20 protein-coding genes are annotated in these 20,799 nt (G+C 61.2%); 5 read left to right on the top strand and 15 right to left on the bottom strand.

What is annotated here, in order from left to right:
• The first annotated feature begins 7 nt into the window (after nt 1-7).
• Together BLT55_RS25140 and BLT55_RS25135 are read left to right on the top strand one after the other, a co-directional pair.
• Nucleotides 8-532: a DUF3299 domain-containing protein gene (locus BLT55_RS25140; RefSeq protein WP_055000258.1), complete on the top strand. Its 525-nt coding sequence runs from the start codon at nt 8-10 to the stop codon at nt 530-532.
• A 103-nt stretch (nt 533-635) separates the two neighbouring features.
• The gene (locus tag BLT55_RS25135; RefSeq protein ID WP_055000259.1) at nt 636-1,322 is read left to right on the top strand and encodes an OmpW/AlkL family protein; all 687 of its coding nucleotides are present in this window, start codon (nt 636-638) and stop codon (nt 1,320-1,322) included.
• Between the two features lie 76 nt (nt 1,323-1,398).
• Here the strand turns inward: BLT55_RS25135 and lipA are convergent, their stop codons facing one another.
• The 13 genes from lipA to BLT55_RS25070 all read right to left on the bottom strand — a co-directional run bounded on the left by lipA (nt 1,399) and on the right by BLT55_RS25070 (nt 12,810).
• Nucleotides 1,399-2,406, bottom strand: coding sequence for a lipoyl synthase (gene lipA, locus BLT55_RS25130; RefSeq protein WP_055000260.1), 1,008 nt, complete (start codon nt 2,404-2,406; stop codon nt 1,399-1,401).
• Complete coding sequence (lipB, locus tag BLT55_RS25125; RefSeq protein ID WP_055000261.1) at nt 2,399-3,055, bottom strand: lipoyl(octanoyl) transferase LipB; 657 nt, start codon at nt 3,053-3,055, stop codon at nt 2,399-2,401. The genes lipA and lipB overlap by 8 nt, the downstream gene beginning before the upstream one ends.
• Nucleotides 3,055-3,330, bottom strand: a complete 276-nt coding sequence (locus BLT55_RS25120; protein ID WP_007250888.1) for a DUF493 domain-containing protein — start codon at nt 3,328-3,330, stop codon at nt 3,055-3,057. The genes lipB and BLT55_RS25120 overlap by 1 nt, the downstream gene beginning before the upstream one ends.
• A 93-nt stretch (nt 3,331-3,423) precedes the next feature.
• Entirely contained in the window at nt 3,424-4,584 is a 1,161-nt protein-coding gene (locus BLT55_RS25115; RefSeq protein WP_055000262.1) for a D-alanyl-D-alanine carboxypeptidase family protein, read from the bottom strand.
• A 16-nt stretch (nt 4,585-4,600) separates the two neighbouring features.
• Nucleotides 4,601-4,783 (bottom strand): hypothetical protein, encoded by a 183-nt coding sequence (locus tag BLT55_RS33760; protein ID WP_055000263.1) that lies wholly within the window; start codon nt 4,781-4,783, stop codon nt 4,601-4,603.
• Between the two features lie 41 nt (nt 4,784-4,824).
• Nucleotides 4,825-5,856: a septal ring lytic transglycosylase RlpA family protein gene (locus tag BLT55_RS25105; RefSeq protein ID WP_007250891.1), complete on the bottom strand. Its 1,032-nt coding sequence runs from the start codon at nt 5,854-5,856 to the stop codon at nt 4,825-4,827.
• On the bottom strand, nt 5,856-6,863 hold the full coding sequence (gene mltB / locus BLT55_RS25100; protein ID WP_007250892.1) for a lytic murein transglycosylase B: 1,008 nt from the start codon (nt 6,861-6,863) through the stop codon (nt 5,856-5,858). Before mltB ends, BLT55_RS25105 begins: the two co-directional genes overlap by 1 nt.
• Before the next feature lie 17 nt (nt 6,864-6,880).
• Nucleotides 6,881-7,984, bottom strand: a complete 1,104-nt coding sequence (rodA, locus tag BLT55_RS25095; protein ID WP_007250893.1) for a rod shape-determining protein RodA — start codon at nt 7,982-7,984, stop codon at nt 6,881-6,883.
• 31 nt (nt 7,985-8,015) lie between these two features.
• Nucleotides 8,016-9,911, bottom strand: a complete 1,896-nt coding sequence (mrdA, locus tag BLT55_RS25090; protein ID WP_055000264.1) for a penicillin-binding protein 2 — start codon at nt 9,909-9,911, stop codon at nt 8,016-8,018.
• A 28-nt stretch (nt 9,912-9,939) separates the two neighbouring features.
• On the bottom strand, nt 9,940-10,407 hold the full coding sequence (gene rlmH / locus BLT55_RS25085) for a 23S rRNA (pseudouridine(1915)-N(3))-methyltransferase RlmH (RefSeq protein WP_003313894.1): 468 nt from the start codon (nt 10,405-10,407) through the stop codon (nt 9,940-9,942).
• A gap of 9 nt (nt 10,408-10,416) precedes the next feature.
• Nucleotides 10,417-10,803, bottom strand: a complete 387-nt coding sequence (gene rsfS, locus BLT55_RS25080; RefSeq protein WP_007250896.1) for a ribosome silencing factor — start codon at nt 10,801-10,803, stop codon at nt 10,417-10,419.
• Between the two features lie 59 nt (nt 10,804-10,862).
• Nucleotides 10,863-11,522, bottom strand: coding sequence for a nicotinate-nucleotide adenylyltransferase (nadD, locus tag BLT55_RS25075; RefSeq protein WP_055000268.1), 660 nt, complete (start codon nt 11,520-11,522; stop codon nt 10,863-10,865).
• A gap of 22 nt (nt 11,523-11,544) precedes the next feature.
• Nucleotides 11,545-12,810: a glutamate-5-semialdehyde dehydrogenase gene (locus tag BLT55_RS25070; RefSeq protein ID WP_055000265.1), complete on the bottom strand. Its 1,266-nt coding sequence runs from the start codon at nt 12,808-12,810 to the stop codon at nt 11,545-11,547.
• 643 nt (nt 12,811-13,453) lie between these two features.
• Between BLT55_RS25070 and BLT55_RS25065 the strand changes: the two genes are divergently transcribed.
• The 3 genes from BLT55_RS25065 (at nt 13,454) to BLT55_RS25055 (ending at nt 17,578) form a co-directional block, all read left to right on the top strand.
• Nucleotides 13,454-14,125 carry a DNA-3-methyladenine glycosylase gene (locus BLT55_RS25065; protein WP_055002100.1) on the top strand — a complete coding sequence of 224 codons (672 nt, stop codon included), beginning with the start codon at nt 13,454-13,456 and terminating at the stop codon, nt 14,123-14,125.
• A 3-nt stretch (nt 14,126-14,128) separates the two neighbouring features.
• Nucleotides 14,129-15,445, top strand: coding sequence for a bifunctional DedA family/phosphatase PAP2 family protein (locus tag BLT55_RS25060; RefSeq protein ID WP_055002101.1), 1,317 nt, complete (start codon nt 14,129-14,131; stop codon nt 15,443-15,445).
• A gap of 102 nt (nt 15,446-15,547) precedes the next feature.
• Complete coding sequence (locus tag BLT55_RS25055) at nt 15,548-17,578, top strand: pilus assembly protein TadG-related protein (RefSeq protein WP_055002113.1); 2,031 nt, start codon at nt 15,548-15,550, stop codon at nt 17,576-17,578.
• Here the strand turns inward: BLT55_RS25055 and BLT55_RS25050 are convergent.
• Together BLT55_RS25050 and BLT55_RS25045 are read right to left on the bottom strand one after the other, a co-directional pair.
• On the bottom strand, nt 17,575-20,343 hold the full coding sequence (locus tag BLT55_RS25050; RefSeq protein ID WP_055002102.1) for a PAS domain-containing sensor histidine kinase: 2,769 nt from the start codon (nt 20,341-20,343) through the stop codon (nt 17,575-17,577). The genes BLT55_RS25055 and BLT55_RS25050 overlap by 4 nt on opposite strands.
• The gene (locus BLT55_RS25045; protein ID WP_055002103.1) at nt 20,333-20,788 is read right to left on the bottom strand and encodes a TadE/TadG family type IV pilus assembly protein; all 456 of its coding nucleotides are present in this window, start codon (nt 20,786-20,788) and stop codon (nt 20,333-20,335) included. Before BLT55_RS25045 ends, BLT55_RS25050 begins: the two co-directional genes overlap by 11 nt.
• Between the last annotated feature and the right edge of the window lie 11 nt (nt 20,789-20,799).

The following is a 20,799-nucleotide window of genomic DNA, read 5'->3' as shown; positions in this document are numbered from 1 at the left end:
GACCTTCATGATGCGGCGCATGCTACTCACTCTGCTGCTCTCGGTTACCACTCATGTGTGGGCCGCCGAGCCGCGTGAACTGACTTGGAATGAGATGATTCCACCCGACGCACCTGTGGTGAAGCCGGTCACGGCGCCACTGCACGACCTGTCGAAGCTGTCCGATGCACTGGCCATGGAAGCGGCGCCTGCGGCCCATCAATTGGCCCCGCACGCACCGGTGGTCAAGGCGCTGGATGGCAAACTGGTGCGTTTACCGGGCTATATCGTGCCGCTTCAGGTCAGTGAGGAAGGCAGAGTGACGGAGTTTTTGCTGGTGCCGTATTTCGGCGCCTGCATCCATGTGCCGCCGCCACCAGCGAACCAGATCGTGCATGTCACGAGTGAGCTGGGCGTGAAGGTCGATGAGCTGTATCAGCCGTACTGGATCGAAGGACCGATGCAGGCCAAGTCGTCAAGCAGCGAACTGGCAGAAGCGGGTTATCAGATGCAGGCAGACAAGATTCTTGTCTACGAGTTGCCGGATTCATGAGGATGACGAGGTTCCCAGTGATTTCATTGAGCTGAGTCAAAGTCGCCGCTCGACAGCGCTTTAACATTACGCCCATAAATTTTGAATGATCTCTGGAGCCTCCATGAACAAGCATTTGCTACGCGCGTCTGTTGTCGCGCTTGCCATCACCGCCCCGGTTGCGGCACAGGCCTACGAAAAAGGCGATTTCATCGTTCGCGCCGGCGCCGCGCACGTTCAGCCCAATGAAGACAGCGGCGAAGTCCGGCTCGATGGTGCCAGGGTTTCCGGCACCAAGGCGACCCTGAATGGCGACACCCAGCTCGGCTTGACCTTCGCTTACATGCTGACCAACCATGTCGGCATCGAATTGCTGGCCGCCACGCCGTTCAACCATACCGTGTCCGTCAAAGGCCTGGGCCCTGGGCTGGACGGCAAGCTGGCCGATGTCAAACATCTGCCGCCGACTCTGTCGTTGCAGTACTACCCGATGGAGCCTTCGTCCAGATTTCAGCCGTATGCGGGCGTGGGTATCAACTACACCACGTTCTTCGACAACGACCTGACCAGCGACCGCAAGAATCAGGGTTTCAGCAACCTCAAACTCAAGGACTCGGTGGGTCTGGCCGCGCAGCTGGGCATGGACTACATGATCACCGACAAGGTGCTGGTCAACGCTTCGGTCTGGTACGTCGACATCGACACCCAGGCCACCGTGGACGGCCCGTCTGCCCTGGCGGTCGGCCGGACCAAAGTCGATGTGGATATCGACCCGTGGGTGTACATGGTCGGCGTGGGTTACAAATTCTGACCTGCACATCTTCAATCGCCACAAACACAAAGGCACCCTCATCGGGTGCCTTTGTGTTTTATGGCAAGCATCGATATCAAAGCATCGATTTGGCGATCTTGGCCTGCTCGTCGGCGTGGTACGAGGAACGGACCAGCGGGCCCGAAGCGACGTTCTTGAAGCCCATCTTGTACCCTTCCTCGGCGAACCAGGCGAAGGTGTCCGGATGGACGAAGCGCTGCACCGCCAAGTGGTTACGCGATGGCTGCAAGTACTGGCCCAGGGTCAGCATGTCGATGTCGTGCTCACGCATGCGCCTCATGACTTCGATGACTTCCTCGTCGGTCTCGCCCAGCCCCAGCATCAAGCCGGATTTGGTCGGTACGTGCGGGACCATCTGCTTGAAGCGTTGCAGCAGAGTCAGCGACCACTGGTAATCCGAACCCGGACGCGCAGCCTTGTACAAGCGTGGCACGGTTTCCAGATTGTGGTTGAACACATCCGGCGGCTCCGCTGCGGTGATTTCCAGCGCAACGTCCATGCGCCCACGGTAATCGGGCACCAGCGTTTCGAGCTGGACGCCCGGCGACAGCAGACGGATCTCGCGGATGCAGTCAGCGAAGTGCTGAGCACCGCCGTCACGCAGGTCATCGCGGTCTACCGAGGTGATGACCACGTACTTCAGACGCAGGTCGGCGATGGCGATGGCGAGGCTCTTCGGTTCGTCGGCGTCGAGTGCTTTCGGACGGCCATGGCCCACGTCGCAGAACGGGCAACGACGGGTACAGATGTCGCCCATGATCATGAACGTTGCAGTGCCGCCGGAGAAGCATTCGCCCAGGTTAGGGCAGGATGCCTCTTCGCAAACGCTGTGCAGCTTGTGCTTGCGCAGCAGTTGCTTGATACGGTCGACTTCCGGGGAAACCGGGATACGCACGCGAATCCAGTCGGGCTTCTTCGGCAGATCGACGGTCGGAATGATCTTGACCGGGATGCGCGCAACCTTCTCCGCTCCGCGCAGCTTGACGCCGGCTTCGACTTTCGGACGGGCCACACGCTCGGAAACGTCAAGCGTCGGGATCAGGGTTTGCACGGTGTCAGTCATAATGGTTTATTCCGCCCGTAAGGGTAGCCTGCTCAGCGTAGTCGAGGTGGTTGACGAGCTGCGCACGCAGTCGGGCACTAACCTCGGAAAATTCTATCTGCCCTGCCTGATCGCTCAGTTGGGTCATGGCCAGCCCGGCGTAGCCGCACGGGTTGATGCGGCGGAACGGCTCCAGGTCCATGTCGACGTTCAGCGCCAGACCGTGAAACGAGCAGCCGTTGCGGATACGCAGGCCGAGCGACGCGATTTTCGCGCCGTTGACGTACACGCCCGGCGCATCGGCCTTGGCCGCTGCCGTCACGCCATAATCGGCCAGCAAGCCAATGAGCGTGTTCTCGATCCGGGTGACCAGATCGCGCACACCGAAGCCAAGGCGCCTGACATCCAGCATCAGGTAAGCGACCAGTTGGCCCGGGCCATGATAAGTCACTTGGCCGCCACGATCGACCTGTACGACAGGAATATTGCCCGGCAGCAGCAAATGCTCGGGTTTACCTGACTGCCCCTGGGTGAAGACCGGCGGGTGCTGGACCAGCCAGACTTCGTCAGCCGCATTCCGGCCACGCACGTCGGTGAAGCGCTGCATGGCGTGCCAGGCGGTTTCGTAATCGATCAGACCCAGATCACGAAAGCCCAGGGCACCGCTCATCAGAGCACCATGTGCACGAAACCCGTAGCGCGAAGGGCACTATTGATGTCGCGCAACTGGTCTTCGCCGGTGGCGATGATGTGCAGCTGGACGGTGGTGTATTTACCGTTGCTGCTCTGACGCTCTGCCAGCGTCTTGAGGTCGACCGTGGCGTGCTTTTCAAGCACTTTCATCACGGCAGCCGTAAAGCCCACACTGGTGTCGCCGATAATCTTGATCGGGTAGTCATTGCAGGGAAATTCGATTTTGTGCGACTTGACGTCGGTATCGGTCATGGCAGTAAAGGTCTCACAAGCCGTGACGACGGACACGCAGCCCGCTCAGATCATGAGCAGGCCGCGAGAAGGTCGGCAGTAGTTACTGGAGGGTCAGTTGAACAAGCCGTAGAAGAACAGGCGGATGCTATCCCACACGCGGCGGAAAATGCCACCTTCCTCGACCGCTTCAAGCGCGATCAGATTAGCGGTGTGAACCACCTGATCGTCCTTCTTGACTTCAACCTTGCCGATCACGTCGCCCTTGGCGATTGGCGCAACCAGCTGCGGGTTCATGGTCATGCTGGCCGACAACTTTTTCATGTCGCCTTTAGGCATGGTCATGTTCAGATCTTCAGCCAGACCGGCCTTGACCTGACGCTCGGTGCCTTTCCAGACGGTCGCCTGGGCCAGTTCGGTGCCCTTCTGATAGAAGTTCTGGGTTTCGAAGAAACGGAAGCCGTACGTCAGCAGCTTCTGGGTTTCAGCGGCACGGGCCTGCTCGCTGTTGGTGCCGAACACCACGGCAATCAGACGCATGCCATCACGCACAGCCGAGGACACCATGCAGTAGCCCGCTTCGTCGGTGTGACCGGTTTTCAGACCGTCAACGGTCTTGTCACGCCACAGCAGCAGGTTGCGGTTAGGCTGCTTGATGCCGTTCCAGAAAAACTCTTTCTGCGAGTAGATCGCGTAGTGAGCCGGGTCTTCATGGATGATCGCACGGGCCAGGATCGCCATGTCGTGCGCCGACGAGTAGTGCTCCGGGTTCGGCAGACCGGTCGGGTTCATGAAGTGACTGTTGGTCATACCCAGATCGGCGGCCGTCTTGTTCATCATGTCGGCAAAAGCATCTTCGCTGCCGGCAATATGCTCGGAGATCGCGACGCTGGCGTCGTTGCCCGATTGAATGATGATGCCGTGCAGCAGGTCGCTAACGGTCACTTGGCTGCCGACCTTGATGAACATCCGCGAACCGCCTGTGCGCCAGGCGTTTTCACTGATGGTCACCGGATCGTTCTCGCCGATCTGGCCGCGACGGATTTCCAGAGTCGCGATGTACGCCGTCATCAACTTGGTCAGGCTGGCCGGAGCCAGACGCTGATCACCGTTGTTTTCGACCAGTACATTGCCGCTGGTGGCGTCCATCAGCACGTAGGCCTTGGCCGCCAGTTGCGGTGCGGCAGGCGTCATCTGCTCTGCAGCCCAGGCAGCCGGGGTGATTATCAGTGGTACAAGCAGGCATAAGCGTTTTGCAAAGGTGGTGATGTTCATCCGTCTCTCGAGAATCCTAATGGGCAAACATGCCCTTGCGGGCAAAGCTGAACAGACCGGCGAAGCGAAAGCGCTTCGGTACGGCTCGTGGCGCCAGGCTGTAGCCCTGGCTGACAAAGTCGCCTGTTCGACACACGACCTTGTGGACAGTTGCCTGCAACGCTTGCCCGATGGCAAATCCCGCTGCCTGCAACTGCATCTCGCCCTCCATTGTTGCCGGAGGGCGACTGTCAAAAACGTTTACTGATCCGATGTCACAACGCTCGGCTGGCCCAGATTGGCCGACCTGACGCTGTTTTGCAGCTGCTGGGCTTCACCCTGCGTGTCGATCGGTCCCATCCGCACCCGATATAGCGTTTGCTGATTGCGTGCTATCGAGCTGACGAAAACCGGCGCTCGAACCATCCCGCTCAACTTCGACCTCAGGAGCTCCGCAGCGTCCGGGTTGGCGAAGGCTCCCACCTGGAGAAACAGCCCAGCGGCTTGTCCTGAAGCGTTTTTTTTTGCGTCAACCTGCAACGGCACGACCGGTGCTGCGTGCTGCTGGGGCGGCGGCGTGTACTGTTCGACGGTGCCGGTCGACGTGGACAGCGCTGGCGGCGTCGCCTGGGCCATGACCTGCGGCTGATTGAGCATCAGCGGCGCCGGACGGCCACGCTGCGCCCACCATTCCTGCGGGTCGATGCCTTCGACCTTGACCCGGGCGGTGCCGGTTTCGGCGTAACCCAGCTTTTTGGCGGCGGCATACGACAGGTCGATAATGCGGTCCGAATAGAACGGGCCACGGTCGTTGACGCGCAGGATGACGGTGCGGTTGTTGTCCAGGTTGGTCACTTTGACGTAGCTGGGCAACGGCAGGGTCTTGTGCGCGGCGCTCATGCCGTACAGGTCATACACTTCGCCGTTGGCGGTGTTTTGACCATGAAACTTGGTGCCGTACCACGAAGCAGTGCCCGAAGCGACGTAACGCTTGGAATCGCTCATCGGGAAATAGGTCTTGCCCAGCACGGTGTACGGGTTGGCCTTGTAGGCACCGGTATGCAGGGTCGGCGTCGCATCCGGGATACGCGAAACGTCCACATCCCACCACGGCGCGCCGTCCTTGTGGGCCCGGTTCACGTCCAGCCCCGGCATCGAGCGCACCACGGCCCCGCCTTTCGGCGCCTGCGTGGAGGTCGTCGTGCGCGATGGCGACGAACAGCTGGCAACCAGCACAGCCAGGCCAGTCAACGCCAGAAGCTTGAATGATTGAAGAATCGGCAATGCCCGCATTACTTGACGCCTCGAGCTTGAACCAACGATTCAGACAGCTGATACACGGCCATGGCGTACATCACACTGCGGTTATAACGGGTAATTGCATAAAAATTGTTCAGACCCAGCCAGTATTCAGGACCATTATCGCCATCAAGACGGAACGCCGTCACCGGCATGTCATCGCGCAGCGCATCATGACTTGCCCAGCCCAACCCTCGCAACTCCCCAACCGACATTACCGGGTCGAGCGCCGGGCTCAAACCTTCATCGACGCGGTCACCGCGTGCCGTGGCGCGGCTGACGACTGGCTGACCGGCCACCCATCCGTGTCGTTTGAAATAACTGGCGACACTGCCGATGGCATCGTCCGGGTCGGTCCAGATATTGATGTGACCGTCGCCGTCGAAATCCACGGCATACGCGCGAAAGCTGCTCGGCATGAACTGCGGCAGCCCCATCGCACCGGCATACGAGCCTTTGAGCGTCAGCGGGTCAACCTGCTGCTCGCGCGCCAGCAGCAGGAACTCACGCAGTTCCTTGCGGAAGAACGGCGCGCGTGGCGGGTAATCGAAGCCGAGTGTCGAAAGCGCATCGATCACCCGGTAATTACCGGTGTTACGGCCGAAAAAGGTTTCCACGCCGATAATCGACACTATGATCTGCGCTGGCACACCGTATTCCTGCTCGGCACGCGTCAGTGCCGCTTCGTGCTGACGCCAGAAGTCGACACCGCGGGCGATGCGCGCGTCGGTGATGAACATCGGCCGATAATCCTTCCACTGCTTGACCCGTTCGGCCGGGCGGGAAATCGCATCGAGAATGGCCTGCTTGCGCTCGACCTCACGAAACAGGCTCATCAGTTGCTCACCGGCAAAACCGTGATCGCGGGTCAGTTCACCGACGAATTCAGCGACTTGAGGCGAACCCTCATAGTCACCGGCGAGCACTTCCTGCACTGAGCCGAGGATGCCTACCAGACCGACCACTGGAGCATATCGAGCCCAGTTAAGCACTGCTTGCATTGAATAGTTCACCTTAATCAAACCTGTGCAATCCATTTACGATGTGTATGGATCGACATCAAAACTCCAAACGCTGACAGTAGCGTCACCAGCGAAGTTCCGCCGTAGCTAATGAAGGGCAGCGGCACGCCCACCACCGGCATCAGGCCACTGACCATACCGATGTTGACGAAAACGTAAACAAAAAACGTCATGGTCAGCGCGCCGGCCAGCAATTTGCCGAATAGCGTCTGTGCCTGCGCGGTGATCACCAGCCCGCGACCGATCAGCAGCATATAGATGATCAGCAGCGCGCAAATACCCACCAGCCCGAACTCTTCGCCCAGCACCGCAATAATGAAGTCGGTGTGGCTTTCCGGCAGAAAGTCCAGATGCGACTGAGTACCCAACAGCCAGCCCTTGCCGAACACCCCGCCCGAACCGATGGCGGCCTTGGACTGAATGATGTTCCAGCCGGTGCCCAGCGGATCGCTTTCCGGATCGAGGAACGTCAGCACGCGCTGCTTCTGATAGTCATGCATGAAGAAGAACCACATGGCGACCGCCGCAGGTACGGCAGCCGCCAGCACGCTGAGAATCCAGCGCCAGCGCAGGCCGGCCATGAACAGCACGAACGCACCGGAAGCCAGAATCAGCAACGAAGTACCGAGATCGGGCTGGCGCACGATCAGCACGAACGGCACGCCGATCAACGCCAGACTGACCGCGACGTGCTTGAGATGCGGCGGCAGCGTGCGTTTGGACAGATACCAGGCGATGGTCGCCGGCATGATGATCTTGAGGAATTCTGAGGGCTGGAAGCGGATCACGCCGGGAATATTGATCCAGCGGGTCGCGCCCATGGCGTTGTGGCCCATGACGTCCACCACCACCAGCAACAAAACGCCGATGACGTACAGCACCGGCACCCAGCGCGCCATGAATCGCGGCTCCAGTTGCGCGATCACCACCATCGCCACCAGACCGATGCCGAACGAACTGGCCTGCTTGATCAGCAGATCCCAGTTCTTGCCACTGGCCGAATACAGCACGAACAGGCTGCCCGCTGCCAGCGTCAGCAACAGAATCAGCAAAGGACCGTCGATATGAATGCGCTGCAGAAACGTGGCGCGGCGGCGCATCACGTCTTCGCTGGACAGGATGCGGTCAAAATTACTCTTCACGGGCCGCAGCCTCCAGATTCTGGGAACCGGCATACTCAGGCTTGAGATGGCCATTTTCGTCGAGCAGCCACGCGTCCATGACCTGACGCACGACCGGCGCCGCGACGCCGGAGCCGGACTCGCCGTTCTCGACCATCACGGCCACCACGATTTTCGGGTTGTCGGCCGGCGCGAAGCCGACGAACAAGGCGTGGTCGCGATGGCGCTCCTGGACCTTGGTACGGTCATATTTCTCGCCTTGCTTGATCGCCACGACTTGCGCCGTACCGCTCTTGCCGGCAATCCGGTATTGCGCACCGATTGCCGCCTTGCGCGCCGTACCGCGTGCGCCGTGCATTACTTCCTGCATGCCGTGGTTGACCCGCGCCCAGTTGGCCGGATCACGCAGCACGATGTTCGGCATCGGGTTCTCGTCCACCGGCGGCTTGCCCTCGATGGTTCGGGCCAGGTGCGGCCGGTTCCATACACCTTTGTTGGCCACCAGCGCAGTGGCCTGCGCCAGTTGCAGCGGCGTGGCCTGCATATAGCCCTGACCGATCCCGAGAATGAGCGTTTCGCCCGGGAACCAGGCCTGACGGCGGGTCGCGCGCTTCCAGTCCCGCGATGGCATCAAACCGGGCGACTCCTCGAACATGTCCAGCGAGACCTTTTCGCCAATGCCGAACTTGTTCATGTAGGTCGCCAGCCGGTCGATGCCCAGCTTGTGCGCAAGATCGTAGAAGTACGTGTCATTTGAGCGCATGATCGCCGTGTCTAGGTCCACCCAGCCATCACCGGTCCGGTTCCAGTTACGGTACTTGTGATCGTAATTGGGCAGTTGGTAATAGCCTGGGTCGAAGACCCGCGTAGCGGGCGTCACGACGCCGGCATCCAGCGCCGCAATTGCCACCGCAGGCTTGATGGTCGAGCCCGGCGGATAAAGGCCGCGCAGGATACGGTTGAACAGCGGCCGGTCGATGGAGTCGCGCAGCTCGGCATACGCCTTGAAGCTGATGCCGGTCACAAAAAGGTTCGGATCGAAACTGGGCGCACTGACCATCGCCAGCACTTCACCGGTACTCGGTTCAAGCGCCACAACAGCACCCCGGCGCCCGCCCAGCGCAGCTTCGGCGGCTTCCTGCAGATTGATGTCTAGGCTCAGGACAATGTCCTTGCCGGGGATCGGGTCCGTGCGTTTGAGCACGCGCAACACGCGGCCACGGGCGTTGGTCTCGACCTCTTCGTAGCCGACCTGACCATGCAGTTCGGGCTCGTAAAAACGCTCGATACCGGTCTTGCCGATATGGTGGGTGCCGCTGTAATTGATCGGATCGAGGCTTTTGAGCTCTTTTTCGTTGATCCGCCCCATATAGCCGACCGAATGCGCAAAATGCGGCCCTTGCGGGTAATGACGCACCAACTGCGCAACCACGTCGACGCCCGGCAGGCGGAACTGATTGACGGCGATCAGGGCGATCTGCTCTTCGCTCAACTCGAACAGGATCGGCACCGGTTCGAAGGGCCGACGCCCCTGCTTCATGCGCTTTTCGAAAATGATCCGGTCATCGGGGGTGAGCTGCAAAATGTCGACGATGGTGTCGAGCACGCTGGACCATTCGCCAGAGCGCTCACGCGTCATGGTCAGGCTGAAGCTGGGCCGGTTGTCAGCCACCACGACGCCGTTGCGGTCGTAGATCAGGCCACGACTGGGCGGAATCGGTTGCACGTGAACACGGTTGTTTTCCGAGAGCGTGGAGTGATAGTCGTACTGAATGACTTGCAGGTAATAAAGCCTGGCGATCAGCACACACACCAGCAACACGACCGCCACAGCACCGAACACGACCCTGCCGCGTACCAGACGTGCGTCTTTTTCGTGGTCTTTGAGGCGGATCGGTTGAGACATTTAGGCCGTGTTCACAGTAAGGACGATGCTACTTGTGATAAGGGTGCCCGGACAGGACTGTCCAGGCGCGATACATTTGCTCGCCAATCAGGATGCGCACCAGCGGGTGCGGCAAGGTCAGCGGTGACAGCGACCAGCGTTGCTCGCTGCGGGCACAGACCTCAGGTGCCAACCCCTCCGGGCCGCCCACCATCAGGTTGACCGTGCGCGCATCGAGACGCCAGCGATCGAGTTCGACCGCCAACTGTTCGGTGCTCCAGGGTTTGCCCTGCACTTCCAGCGTGACAATCCGCTCGCCCGGCTGCACTTTCGCCAGCATCGCTTCGCCTTCCTGACGGATAAAGCGCGCAACATCGGCGTTCTTGCCACGGGTATTGAGCGGAATTTCCACCAGTTCGAGGGCGAGTTCGGATGGCATACGCTTGGCGTACTCGTGCCAGCCTTCCTCAACCCACTTGGGCATGCGTGAACCCACCGCGATCAGACGCAAACGCACCGTGATGCCTTATTCGTGGCCTGGGGTGTGATGCGCAGCGCTGGCAGCACGGCTTTGCTCGGCACCCTGCCACAGACGCTCAAGGTCGTAGAACTGGCGTGCGGCGGCAGTCATCACGTGCACGATCACGTCGCCCAGGTCGAGCAGCACCCAGTCACTGTCGCCCTTGCCTTCTTCGCTCAGGGACTTCAGACCGGCAGCCTTGACCTTGTCACGGACGCTGTCGACCAGTGCGTTCAGCTGGCGGTTGGAAGTACCGGTGCAGATCAGCATGTAATCGGCGATGCTGGTCTTGTCGCGCACGTCGATGGTCAGGATGTCGGCACCCTTGATCTCTTCGAGGGCTGCAACGGCAACCTTGACGACTTCTTCACTGCTCATTTTTTGCTTTGTCATATAAAACTCATTCAGCTCGTATGTGTGGGACCGCCCAGACGCTTGTCGATAAAAGCGTTTCAGGGCAACCCATCTGTGTTCGGCGCACGGTAAAGCCCGTGCACATCGATATAGGCCAGTACCGCGTCTGGCACCAGAAAACGTACCGACTTACCGCTGGCCAGCAGTTGACGGATCTGGGTGGCAGACACCGATAAAGGCGTCTGCCAGACGAATGTAATCTGTCCGCCCGGCCCTTTCAGGGCCTTCGGATCGCTGACGGCGCGTGCCGCCAGCAGGTTGCGCATGGCATCCGGCGACTCGCTGTCCGCGTCCGGGCGTTGCAGCACCACGATATGGCAGTGCTCCAGCAGTTCTTCCCACCGGTGCCAGGTCGGCAGCCCGCAAAAGGCATCCCAACCCAGCAACAGGAACAACTGGTCCTGAGGCGCGAGTTCTGCACGCATCGATTCCAGTGTGTCGAGGGTATACGACGGTTTGTCCCGTTTCAGTTCACGGTCATCCACCGTCAAGGGCGACACACCGGCCACCGCACTGCGGACCATCGCCAGACGGTCCTGAGCGGTAACGCTCGGCATGTCACGATGCGGAGGCCTGGCGCTGGGCGTCAGGCGCAACTCATCGAGTTCCAGCAGTTCGGCCACTTCCAGCGCACCGCGCAAGTGACCGATATGAACCGGGTCGAACGTCCCGCCGAGCATGCCGATACGTCTGGGCAGCACAGCCTCGGGCTCGCTCAAGTCAGGCTTGCCCGCGCAATTGACCGTCGCCGATCACGATGTACTTCTCGCAGGTCAGGCCTTCCAGCCCGACCGGGCCGCGGGCGTGCAGCTTATCAGTAGAAATGCCGATCTCGGCACCCAATCCGTATTCGAACCCGTCAGCGAAGCTGGTCGGTGCGTTGATCATGACCGAACTGGAGTCGACCTCGGCCATGAAGCGGCGAATCTGGCTCTGATGCTCGGAAACGATGGCATCACTGTGATGCGAGCCATAGTGATTGATGTGCTCGATGGCTTCGTCCAGCCCGCTGACGAAACGAATCGACAAGATCGCCGCCAGGTACTCGGCGTGCCAGTCTTCTTCGGTCGCGGCAATGACGTCGATCAGCTCGCGGGTGCGTTCACAACCGCGCAACTCGACACCCTTCTCGCGAAACTGCGCTGCCATCGGCGGCAGGAAATCAGCAGCGATGGTCTGATCGACCAGCAGGGTTTCCATCGCGCCGCAGATACCGTAACGATAGGTCTTGGCGTTGAAGGCGATTTTCTGTGCCTTGGACAGGTCGGCGTGCGCGCTGACATACACGTGGCAAATACCGTCCAGATGCTTGATGACCGGCACCCGCGCATCACGGCTGACCCGCTCGATCAGGCCCTTGCCGCCGCGCGGGACGATAACGTCCACGTACTCGGGCATGGTGATCAGCGCGCCAACCGCTGCACGGTCGGTGGTTTCCACCACTTGCACCACGGCCGCAGGCAAACCGGCCTCGGCCAGACCGCGCTCAATGCAGGCCGCAATGGCGCGATTGGAGTGAATCGCCTCGGAGCCGCCACGCAAAATGGTCGCGTTACCGGACTTCAGGCACAGGCTGGCGGCGTCGATGGTCACGTTCGGACGCGACTCGTAGATGATGCCTACCACGCCCAACGGCACGCGCATCTTGCCAACCTGAATACCCGACGGCCGATAGCTCATGTCGCGGATCGCGCCGACCGGGTCGGCGAGGCTGGCGACCTGACGCAACCCGACGATCATGCTGTCGATGCGTGCGGGGGTCAGGGCCAGACGTTCCAGCATGGCCGGCTCGAGCCCGCTGGCCTGCCCGTTGGCCAGGTCCAGCGCGTTGGCGGCAGACAGCTCATCGCGAGCGGCATCCAGCGCAGAAGCTGTGGCGAGCAGGGCGCGGTTCTTCTGCGCAGTGCTGGCACGACCGATCACGCGCGATGCTTCGCGGGCGGCGCGACCCAGGCGGGTCATGTAGTCAAGAACGGACTCGGTCATGGTCTCAGAGGTCTTGGCAAAGAGGAAAGCGGCCGATTATAGCTGTCGTGGGGCACGAACGACAGCGCAGACAGGCGGATGGTCGATAACAGTGCGCAGATTTCTTGCGCAGACCAACGCTCATCACGCTCAGCACTCATCGCTACACACAAGTCCGCTATTGATTCTGGCCGAGGCCGTGGGAGCAGGCCGGGCGACACTTCGCTTGTCCGCGGTTTTGCTGCCGGTTCCCGGCAGTTCGCGGACAAGTCCGCTCCCACGCCCTGCGGGCAGAAGCCTCGTTGTGGGCCAGATCATTTGGCGTTAAACACAAGTCCGCTACTGATTCTGGCCGAAGGCCGAAGGGCGTGGGAGCGACCGGGCGACGCTCCCACGCCTTGCAGGCAGAAGCCTGAACGGCCCATTTTCCGAGCTTTTCAGGACTCATGTAGAACGATGAGCGCTCAGCCTTTGCAGTGTCGCGACCGGCGTCGCAGGGAGACGCACGCACAAAGCGCTCGCGCGGGTTAACCGGCTTGTCATGATTCAGTCATTTTCAGAAACAACAAAGTCGCCAATACCGACACATTCAGCTGCAATTAAAGTTGCGCTTGCTATGATCGATCACCTTTTCAACGTACCTGTCTTATCTATGCCTGCTGCTATGCCCGTTGCTCTTCTGGACAGTTTTTTCCAGCGTGATGCCCAATTGCTGGCGCGCGACCTGCTGGGCAAGGTCATCCGCCACAAGGTCGGCGAGTTGTGGCTGGCGGCGCGAATCATCGAGACCGAAGCCTATTACTGCGCAGAGAAAGGCAGCCACGCGTCGCTCGGCTACACGGAGAAACGCAGGGCGCTGTTCCTCGAAGGCGGCCACATCTATATGTATTACGCGCGCGGCGGCGACTCGCTGAATTTCAGCGCCGAAGGGCCAGGCAACGCGGTGCTGATCAAGTCGGCATTCCCGTGGACCGACGCGATCAGCGACGAGAACGCCTTGGCACAGATGCAATTGAACAATCCCGACGCCAGCGGCCAGATTCGCCCGGCGCAATGCCTCTGTGCCGGCCAGACGCTGCTGTGCAAGGCGCTGGGCCTCAAAGTCCCGGTCTGGGACGCAAAGCGCTTCGATCCGCAAAAACTGCTGGTCGAGGACGTCGACCAGGCGCCCGAGCGCATCATTCAGACCACCCGACTGGGCATCCCCACCGGCCGCGACGAGCATTTGCTGTATCGCTTCGTGGACGCCGGTTACGCACGATTCTGCACACGGAACCCTCTCAGACGCGGCCAGGTCGAAGGCCGCGACTACTTACTTCTCGATCAAGGAAACTGACCCATGGGCGACCTGCTCAGTGGCATGACCGGCTGGTTGACGGCCAACCCCTCCTGGGTAGCTGTCGCGATCTTTGTGGTGGCATTTACCGAATGTGTCGCGATTGTCGGGATTGTCGTGCCGGGCACCGTGATCATGTTTGCCATTGCCGCGCTGGCCGGCAGCGGCATTCTGCCGTTGAGCGAAGTGCTGCTGCTGGGCTTTCTGGGCGGGCTGCTCGGGGACGCGGTGTCGTACTTCATCGGCCGTCGTTTCCACCAGAACATTCGCCAGTTGCCGGGCCTGCGCACCCACCCGGAATGGATGGCCGGGGCCGAGACCTATTTCCATCGCTACGGGATTGCCAGCCTGCTGGTCGGCCGCTTCATCGGCCCGCTGCGGCCCATGCTGCCGATGATCGCCGGTATGTGCGACATGCCGCTGCCACGCTTTGTAGCGGTCAGCGTGCTGGCGGCCGCAGGCTGGTCGATTGCCTACCTGATGCCGGGCTGGGCCGCCGGTGCAGCCATTCGCCTACCGCTGCCGGATGGTTTCTGGCCCGAGGCCGCGGTGGTCGGTGCCGGGCTGGCGATTCTGTTCGGTTTGAGCATTCAGAGCAGCATTCGCCAGAAGCGTTACGCCACCAAAGTGATTTCCGCACTCAGCCTGATACTGGTGGCGGCGCTGTTCATTGGCTGGCCCTACCTGGCTGATTTCGACAACGGTTTGATGACGCTGGTCCAGGAGCACCGCAGCGAAGCCGCGCAGAACATCGTGCTGTTCGTCACCAGTATCGGCGACTTCAAGGCTCAGTTGCTGGCGGCGTCCTTGCTGATCATCGTGCTGGCAGTTGCCCAACAGTGGCGCCACGCAGCCTTTGCGCTGACCGTCACACTGGGTACGGCCATCGCGAACGGTACGCTGAAAACGTTCTTCGCCCGCGCGCGCCCGGAAGTTCTGCTCGACCCGATTACCTCCTACAGCATGCCCAGCGGGCACAGTTCTGCGGCGTTCGCGCTGTTCATGACCCTCGCGGTGCTGGCGGGCCGTGGCCAGCCGGTGCGTTTGCGCCTGACCTGGATGCTGGTCTGCGGCATTCCGGCGCTGGCGATTGCCTTGTCACGGGTGTACCTGGGCGTTCACTGGCCGACCGATATTCTGGCCGGCATGCTTTTGGCGTTCTGCGTCTGCGCGGCCAGCCTGGCGTTCTTCCAGCGCAAGCAATCGCTGAGCGCAATGTCAGTGCGGGTCTGGTGGCTGATCGTTCCGGCGATGACTGCCCTGCTCGGCATATTTGCCGTGCGCGCGCTGTCGCATGCGGTGCTGCGCTATCAATACTAAACGTAAACGGCGAAGCTGACAGCTTGTCAGCGCGCCTTCGAGGCATTGTCTACACTCCCCTCACACAGGAGAGTGAGCGACGGCGTTGCCGAAGGAGTGCTGATGTCTCGCCTGAATCGCTATACCGCAACACAGCATCGGCAACGCGGTGCAATCGGCCTGATGGCGGCGCTGACGCTGGGGCTGGCGCTGTTGTGCACGCTGGTCGTGGTTGACAGCGGCCGGCTTTATCTGGAGAAACGCTCGCTGCAGCGGGTTGCGGACATTGCCGCGCTGGAAGCGGCCGGACGCCGAGGCACATGCAGCGGCACCTCCAGCGCTGCGGACTTTGCCAGGCAAAGCGCCATCCGCAATGGCTTCACCCCCGGCAGCGACAGTCGCACGCTGACAATCCGCTGCGGCACGCTGGTGTTGAACGCTCTGAGCCAGCGAACGTTCAGTGTCGACCAGACCCAGGCGCTGGCCATCGAGGTGGTCGCCACGCACCCTGTGCCACGCAGTATTGCAGCAGGCATCGGAGCCTTGTTCGGCGGCCCGGCAACGCCACAGAATGTTCCGCTCAGCGCCAAAGCCGTCGCCGCCAGCGCCTCGCCACTGGCGGCCCTGACCATCCGCAGCGCAACGGTCACCATCGACAGCACCCGCGCGGCGATCCTCAACCCGGTCATTGGCAGCCTGCTCGGCGGCACGCTGAACCTCAGCGTGGCCAACTGGCAAGGTCTCGCCAATACCGATCTCAGCCTGCTCAGCTACCTGAACCGACTCAAGACCGACCTCAATCTGACGGCCATCGGCTACAGCAGTGTGCTTAGCACCTCGGTGTCAGTCAGCCAGTTGATTCAGAGCGCAATCAATGTGCTGGACCCAGGCGCGACATTGGGCGGCACCGCGACCATTGCAGGTTTGCAAGCCTTGAAGCTGGCGTCCGGGGCGACCACGGTGGTATTGGGCGATTTGCTGTCGATCCAGGGCGCACCGGATATCGCGGCATTGAGTGCCAATCTGCGTCTGATGGACCTCGTGCAGGGTATTGCGCAACTGGCCAATGACAAAACCGGTATTTCCAGCGCCGCGCAGATCAATGTCGGTAACCTGGCACAGGTCACGACGCGCATTCAGGTGATCGAGCCGCCGCAGCTTTCAGCCATTGGCGACCCGAGCAAGATCGACCCGAGCAACCCCAAAACCGGCGCCAACCGGATTTACGTGCGTACCGCGCAGATGCGGGCGCTGGTCTCGATCAATCTGCCGGTGCTGGGCACGATCACGTCGCTGGTCAATACCGCCAGCTCGGTGGTCGGCAGCCTGACGCCGATTCTCAGTACTGCATTAAGTCTGAATATTTCCGGCACTCTGGGCGCTACCACTTGCGCACTCGGGCTGACCAGTTGCGTAGTCGCCGACCCCAAATTTCTGACGGCCGGCGCATCCGGCCCCAGAATCGACCTGAGCCTGTCGCTGGCGAGTGGCGACAGTTATGTCACCGGTTTCACCTGCGCTAGCAATACCAACAAAACCCTCAGCGTCAAAACCGACGCCGCCTTGCTCAGCGCGAAAGTCGGCTGGATAGAACCTGCGAATGCATTTCCGACCAGCACTGATCCGGCGGCAGTGACCGCCCTCCCTCTACCAGTACTCGATATCGGCACCATGACCTGCCAGAAGCTGCTAGGGCTCCCTACTTTAGGGACCTGTGGACCTCGCGTCGCCTTCGGCGGTGGCGGCATCGGCCTTACATTCGACACAGTCAGCCAGTCAGCGCTGGGCAGCTCGTCGGTGGTCAGTACGACCTTCAGTTCGCCCAATCTGCCGGAAATCAGCAACGCCCCGTATTTCCAGACCGGCGTTGCGCACACCAAACCAAGCACGTTGCTCAACGGCACGGTGTCCAGCGTGAAGGTGAATGTCTACAAACCGGCGACCAGTAATGTGCTCGGCAATCTCATCACTGGCACGGCGACCCTGCTGAGCAGCCTGACTGTAGCGCTGGATACCATCGTCGACGACACGCTCACCCGCTTGCTGACTTCGGTGGTCGACCCGTTGTTCGAGTCGCTGGGCCTGAACCTGGGGGCTGCCGATGTCGGCGCCAATCTGAGCTGCAACCTCGGCCAGGCGACGCTGGTGATTTAATCGGCGTTGTAGATCGGCAATTCGATGCGGAAGCGTGCGCCTTCGTCAACGTTGCTGACGGTCAGTTGGCCGCCCATCTGGTCGACAATGCCGTAGCTGACCGACAACCCCAGCCCCGTGCCGACGCCCATCGGTTTGGTGGTGAAAAACGGCTCGAAGATGCGTTCCAGCAAGCGCGGATCGATACCACCGCCGTTGTCCTGCACCACCAGGCGGATGATATTTTCATCGCGCTCGGCTTCAACGCTGATCCACGGTTCGAAACTGCGGTCTTTTTCCCGGCGTGACAACAGCGCATCGCGTGCATTGACCATCAGGTTGATCAGCACCTGCTCCAGCTGATCGACATGCCCGCGCACCTGCACGCCTTCGATCATGCTCCCGACCCGCAACTGCACGCCTTTGCCTTTCATGCCTTCGGTCAACATCGAGATCGTGCCTTCCACCGCCTGAACCGGATCGAACAGTTGCTCCTCGATCTCGGAGCGCCGACCGAACACGCGCATGTGGTCGACCACCCGCGCCGCACGCTGCACCTGAGAGTCGATGCGGTTAAGCTTTTCGGTGAGGTAGTCGATATCCACGTCGCCGCGGCCCAGACGCTTGAGCACGTTGACCACCGCCATGCGCATGACATTCAGCGGCTGGTTGATCTCATGCGCCAGGCCGGTGGCCATTTCGCCCAGGGTCGCCATCTTGGCGCTCTGGTTCAGCTGCATGCGCGAGCGCCGCACATCGGTGTTGTCGCGCCCCACCGCCTGAATCTCGACCAGCTTGCCCTGTTCGTCGAACACACCTCGATCCGCCCACACCCACCAGGCATATTCACGACCGGGCAGCTCGATGCAGATTTCTTCGGTGCTCAACGGCGACTCCGGGGTCAACAGCCCGATGCGCCTGATAAACGCTTCGCGCTGTTCATCGGAGAGCCAGTCGCCCAGATTGATCCCGGTCAGCTGTTCCGGGGTGCATTCCATGTAGTTGGCCAGTGGCCGGTTGCCGAAGCTGAGCACCAGGTCCGGCGTGTAGCGACAGATCATCGCCGGAGAATCCTCGACCAGAATCCGGTAACGCTCTTCGCTCTTGCGCACCTGCTCCGCCGCCAGCGTTGCCTCGGTCACATCCAGCCACAGACCGACGGCTTCTACCGGGATACCCAGGTCATCGCGCAATAGCCGCGCCTCGTCCAGCAGCCAGTGATAATCACCCTGCCGGTCACGGAGCCGATAACGTCGGCTGACGAAGCCTTCGCGCAGCAACTGGCGAGTACGCTCGAACCAGATGTCGCGGTCTTCGGGGTGAATGTACTCAGCCAACTGACCGTCGACGCAGTCAGCAAGCGTCCAGCCCAGCAGCGGAGTTAGGCTGTCACTGAAAAAAGTCGGTTCCAGATTGCCCTGATCGTAACGCTGCACGTAGATCACCGCGGGCGAACTGGCGATCAGGTTGTCCAGCCGGGCGTGCGCGGCGGCCGCTTCGGTTTCCTGGTTCTTGATGTCGCTGACGTCGAGCATGAAGCCGAGCACCCGCTGCACTTGACCACTGACCAGCGCCTGCCCCTGAATCCGAAACCACAGGGTTTCCTGGGCCGGGTCGCTCTGCGCCAGACGCACGCACAGCAGCATCGGCGTGCCTTTGTCGCGCAGCCGGGCCAGGCGGCTGGACAATTCCTGCCGATCTGCCGGATGAATCAGCGCCAGCCAGTCTGTACGCGACAGGCTTTCGATCCGGTCGCCGACACGCAGATTACGCGCCAGCTGCGGGGCGAGCAGGATTTCGTCGCTGTCGGGCAGCAGCTCCCACCAGCCAGTGCCGAGCAGGTCCTGCAGCACCGCCAGACGCTCGACGTGGTGTCGGTTATGTTGCTCGGACAGGCGAAACAGCACAGGCCCGGCCAGCGCCGAGCACAGGTTCAGCCATTCGCGCTCGCCCAGATCCGGCGACTGCTGCTGAGGGTCATAAAAGCCGAACATCAGCCAGGCCTTGGCCACGTTGTCCCGACTGTGCGGGATCAGAAAGCCATTGGCGTTGCCGAAAGCACTTTGCAGACCGGCATGACCCGCGTCGCTGCCAAACTTCAGTTGATGCGCGCTGTTGGCGTCGAACTGGTCCAGGGCGCTGCCCAGGCGCTGCCCGACCTGCCACAGCTCCGGCGCGGTGTGGGCGCTGTATTGACAGTAGACACGCCAGCCGACGCCGCTGATTTCCGGCAACACCAGCGCGACGCACGGGATTCGCCAGAGCTGCGCCAGCTCTTCCAGTTGTTCGGTCACCACGGCGGTCAGCCGCTCTACATTGCAGACCCGTACTCGCTCGGCCATCTGCCCGGCAAAGCGCAGACACTGCTGACGACTGCGTGCGGCGCTGGCCTCTTCCATCAAGTCGCTGATATCGAGCAATTGCAGCAGCCAGCCCTTGCCATGCGCCTGCACCCAGCCACGCGCGTGCAACGTGTGCGCATCGGCACTTTTGAAATCCAGGTCGAGCATGTGCCCCAGCCAGTCGTGCGGCACGCCCTCGATGACCAGCGCGCTGTTAGGCAACAGCAGGTTCATCAATCGTTGCGTCGCTGCCATTGGCGCGGCGATGCCCAGCCGCGTCAGCAGATGCGCACTGATGCTCTGCACCCGCCCCTCGTCATCGAGCAGCAGGTAGAGGTCGGCACCAATCGGATCAGGCTCGCTGCTCGACGGCACACTCTGCGGCCCGGGCGGCGCTTCGCCACGGCCCAGCCAACGGCTCAGGCGGTTTTTTTCAAGGGGCAAGTTGCAGGCTCGCTTGTGCAGTAAGGTTATTCGGCAAGCGCGGGACCTCACCGATGCCCGGAAGCGTCAACAGCGGCAACACTTGGGTCAGACGGGTCTTGGGGTACTGGATAGTCACCGTCAGTACGCCAGCGCTGTAGGTCACGCTGGTGTAGGCAGGATTGAAGCCCAGCGCTGCCGGCATCCACGCCAGTTGCGTCATGACCACGCTCTGAGCCTGGCTGCGCAGCAGGGTGTCGTAGTTGGCAATGGCCGGACTGAGCGCAACACTTCGACGCACCGCTTCACTGGCGGCCGCATTGAAAGACTGCATCATGAGCAACGGCAGGCTATAACTCACCATGCCATAGAACACAGCAAAAAAAATCACGAACACGGCCGCGAATTCAATAGCGGCAGCGCCCCGCTGTTTGCGTGCAGAAGAACGATGCAAGACTGTTTTCATATCGACGTCTA

This window comes from Pseudomonas cannabina, assembly GCF_900100365.1.
Taxonomy (GTDB): Bacteria; Pseudomonadota; Gammaproteobacteria; order Pseudomonadales; family Pseudomonadaceae; genus Aquipseudomonas; species Aquipseudomonas cannabina.
Note: the sequence above shows the minus strand (reverse complement) of the source record. Positions and strands in the feature narration are given on the sequence as shown.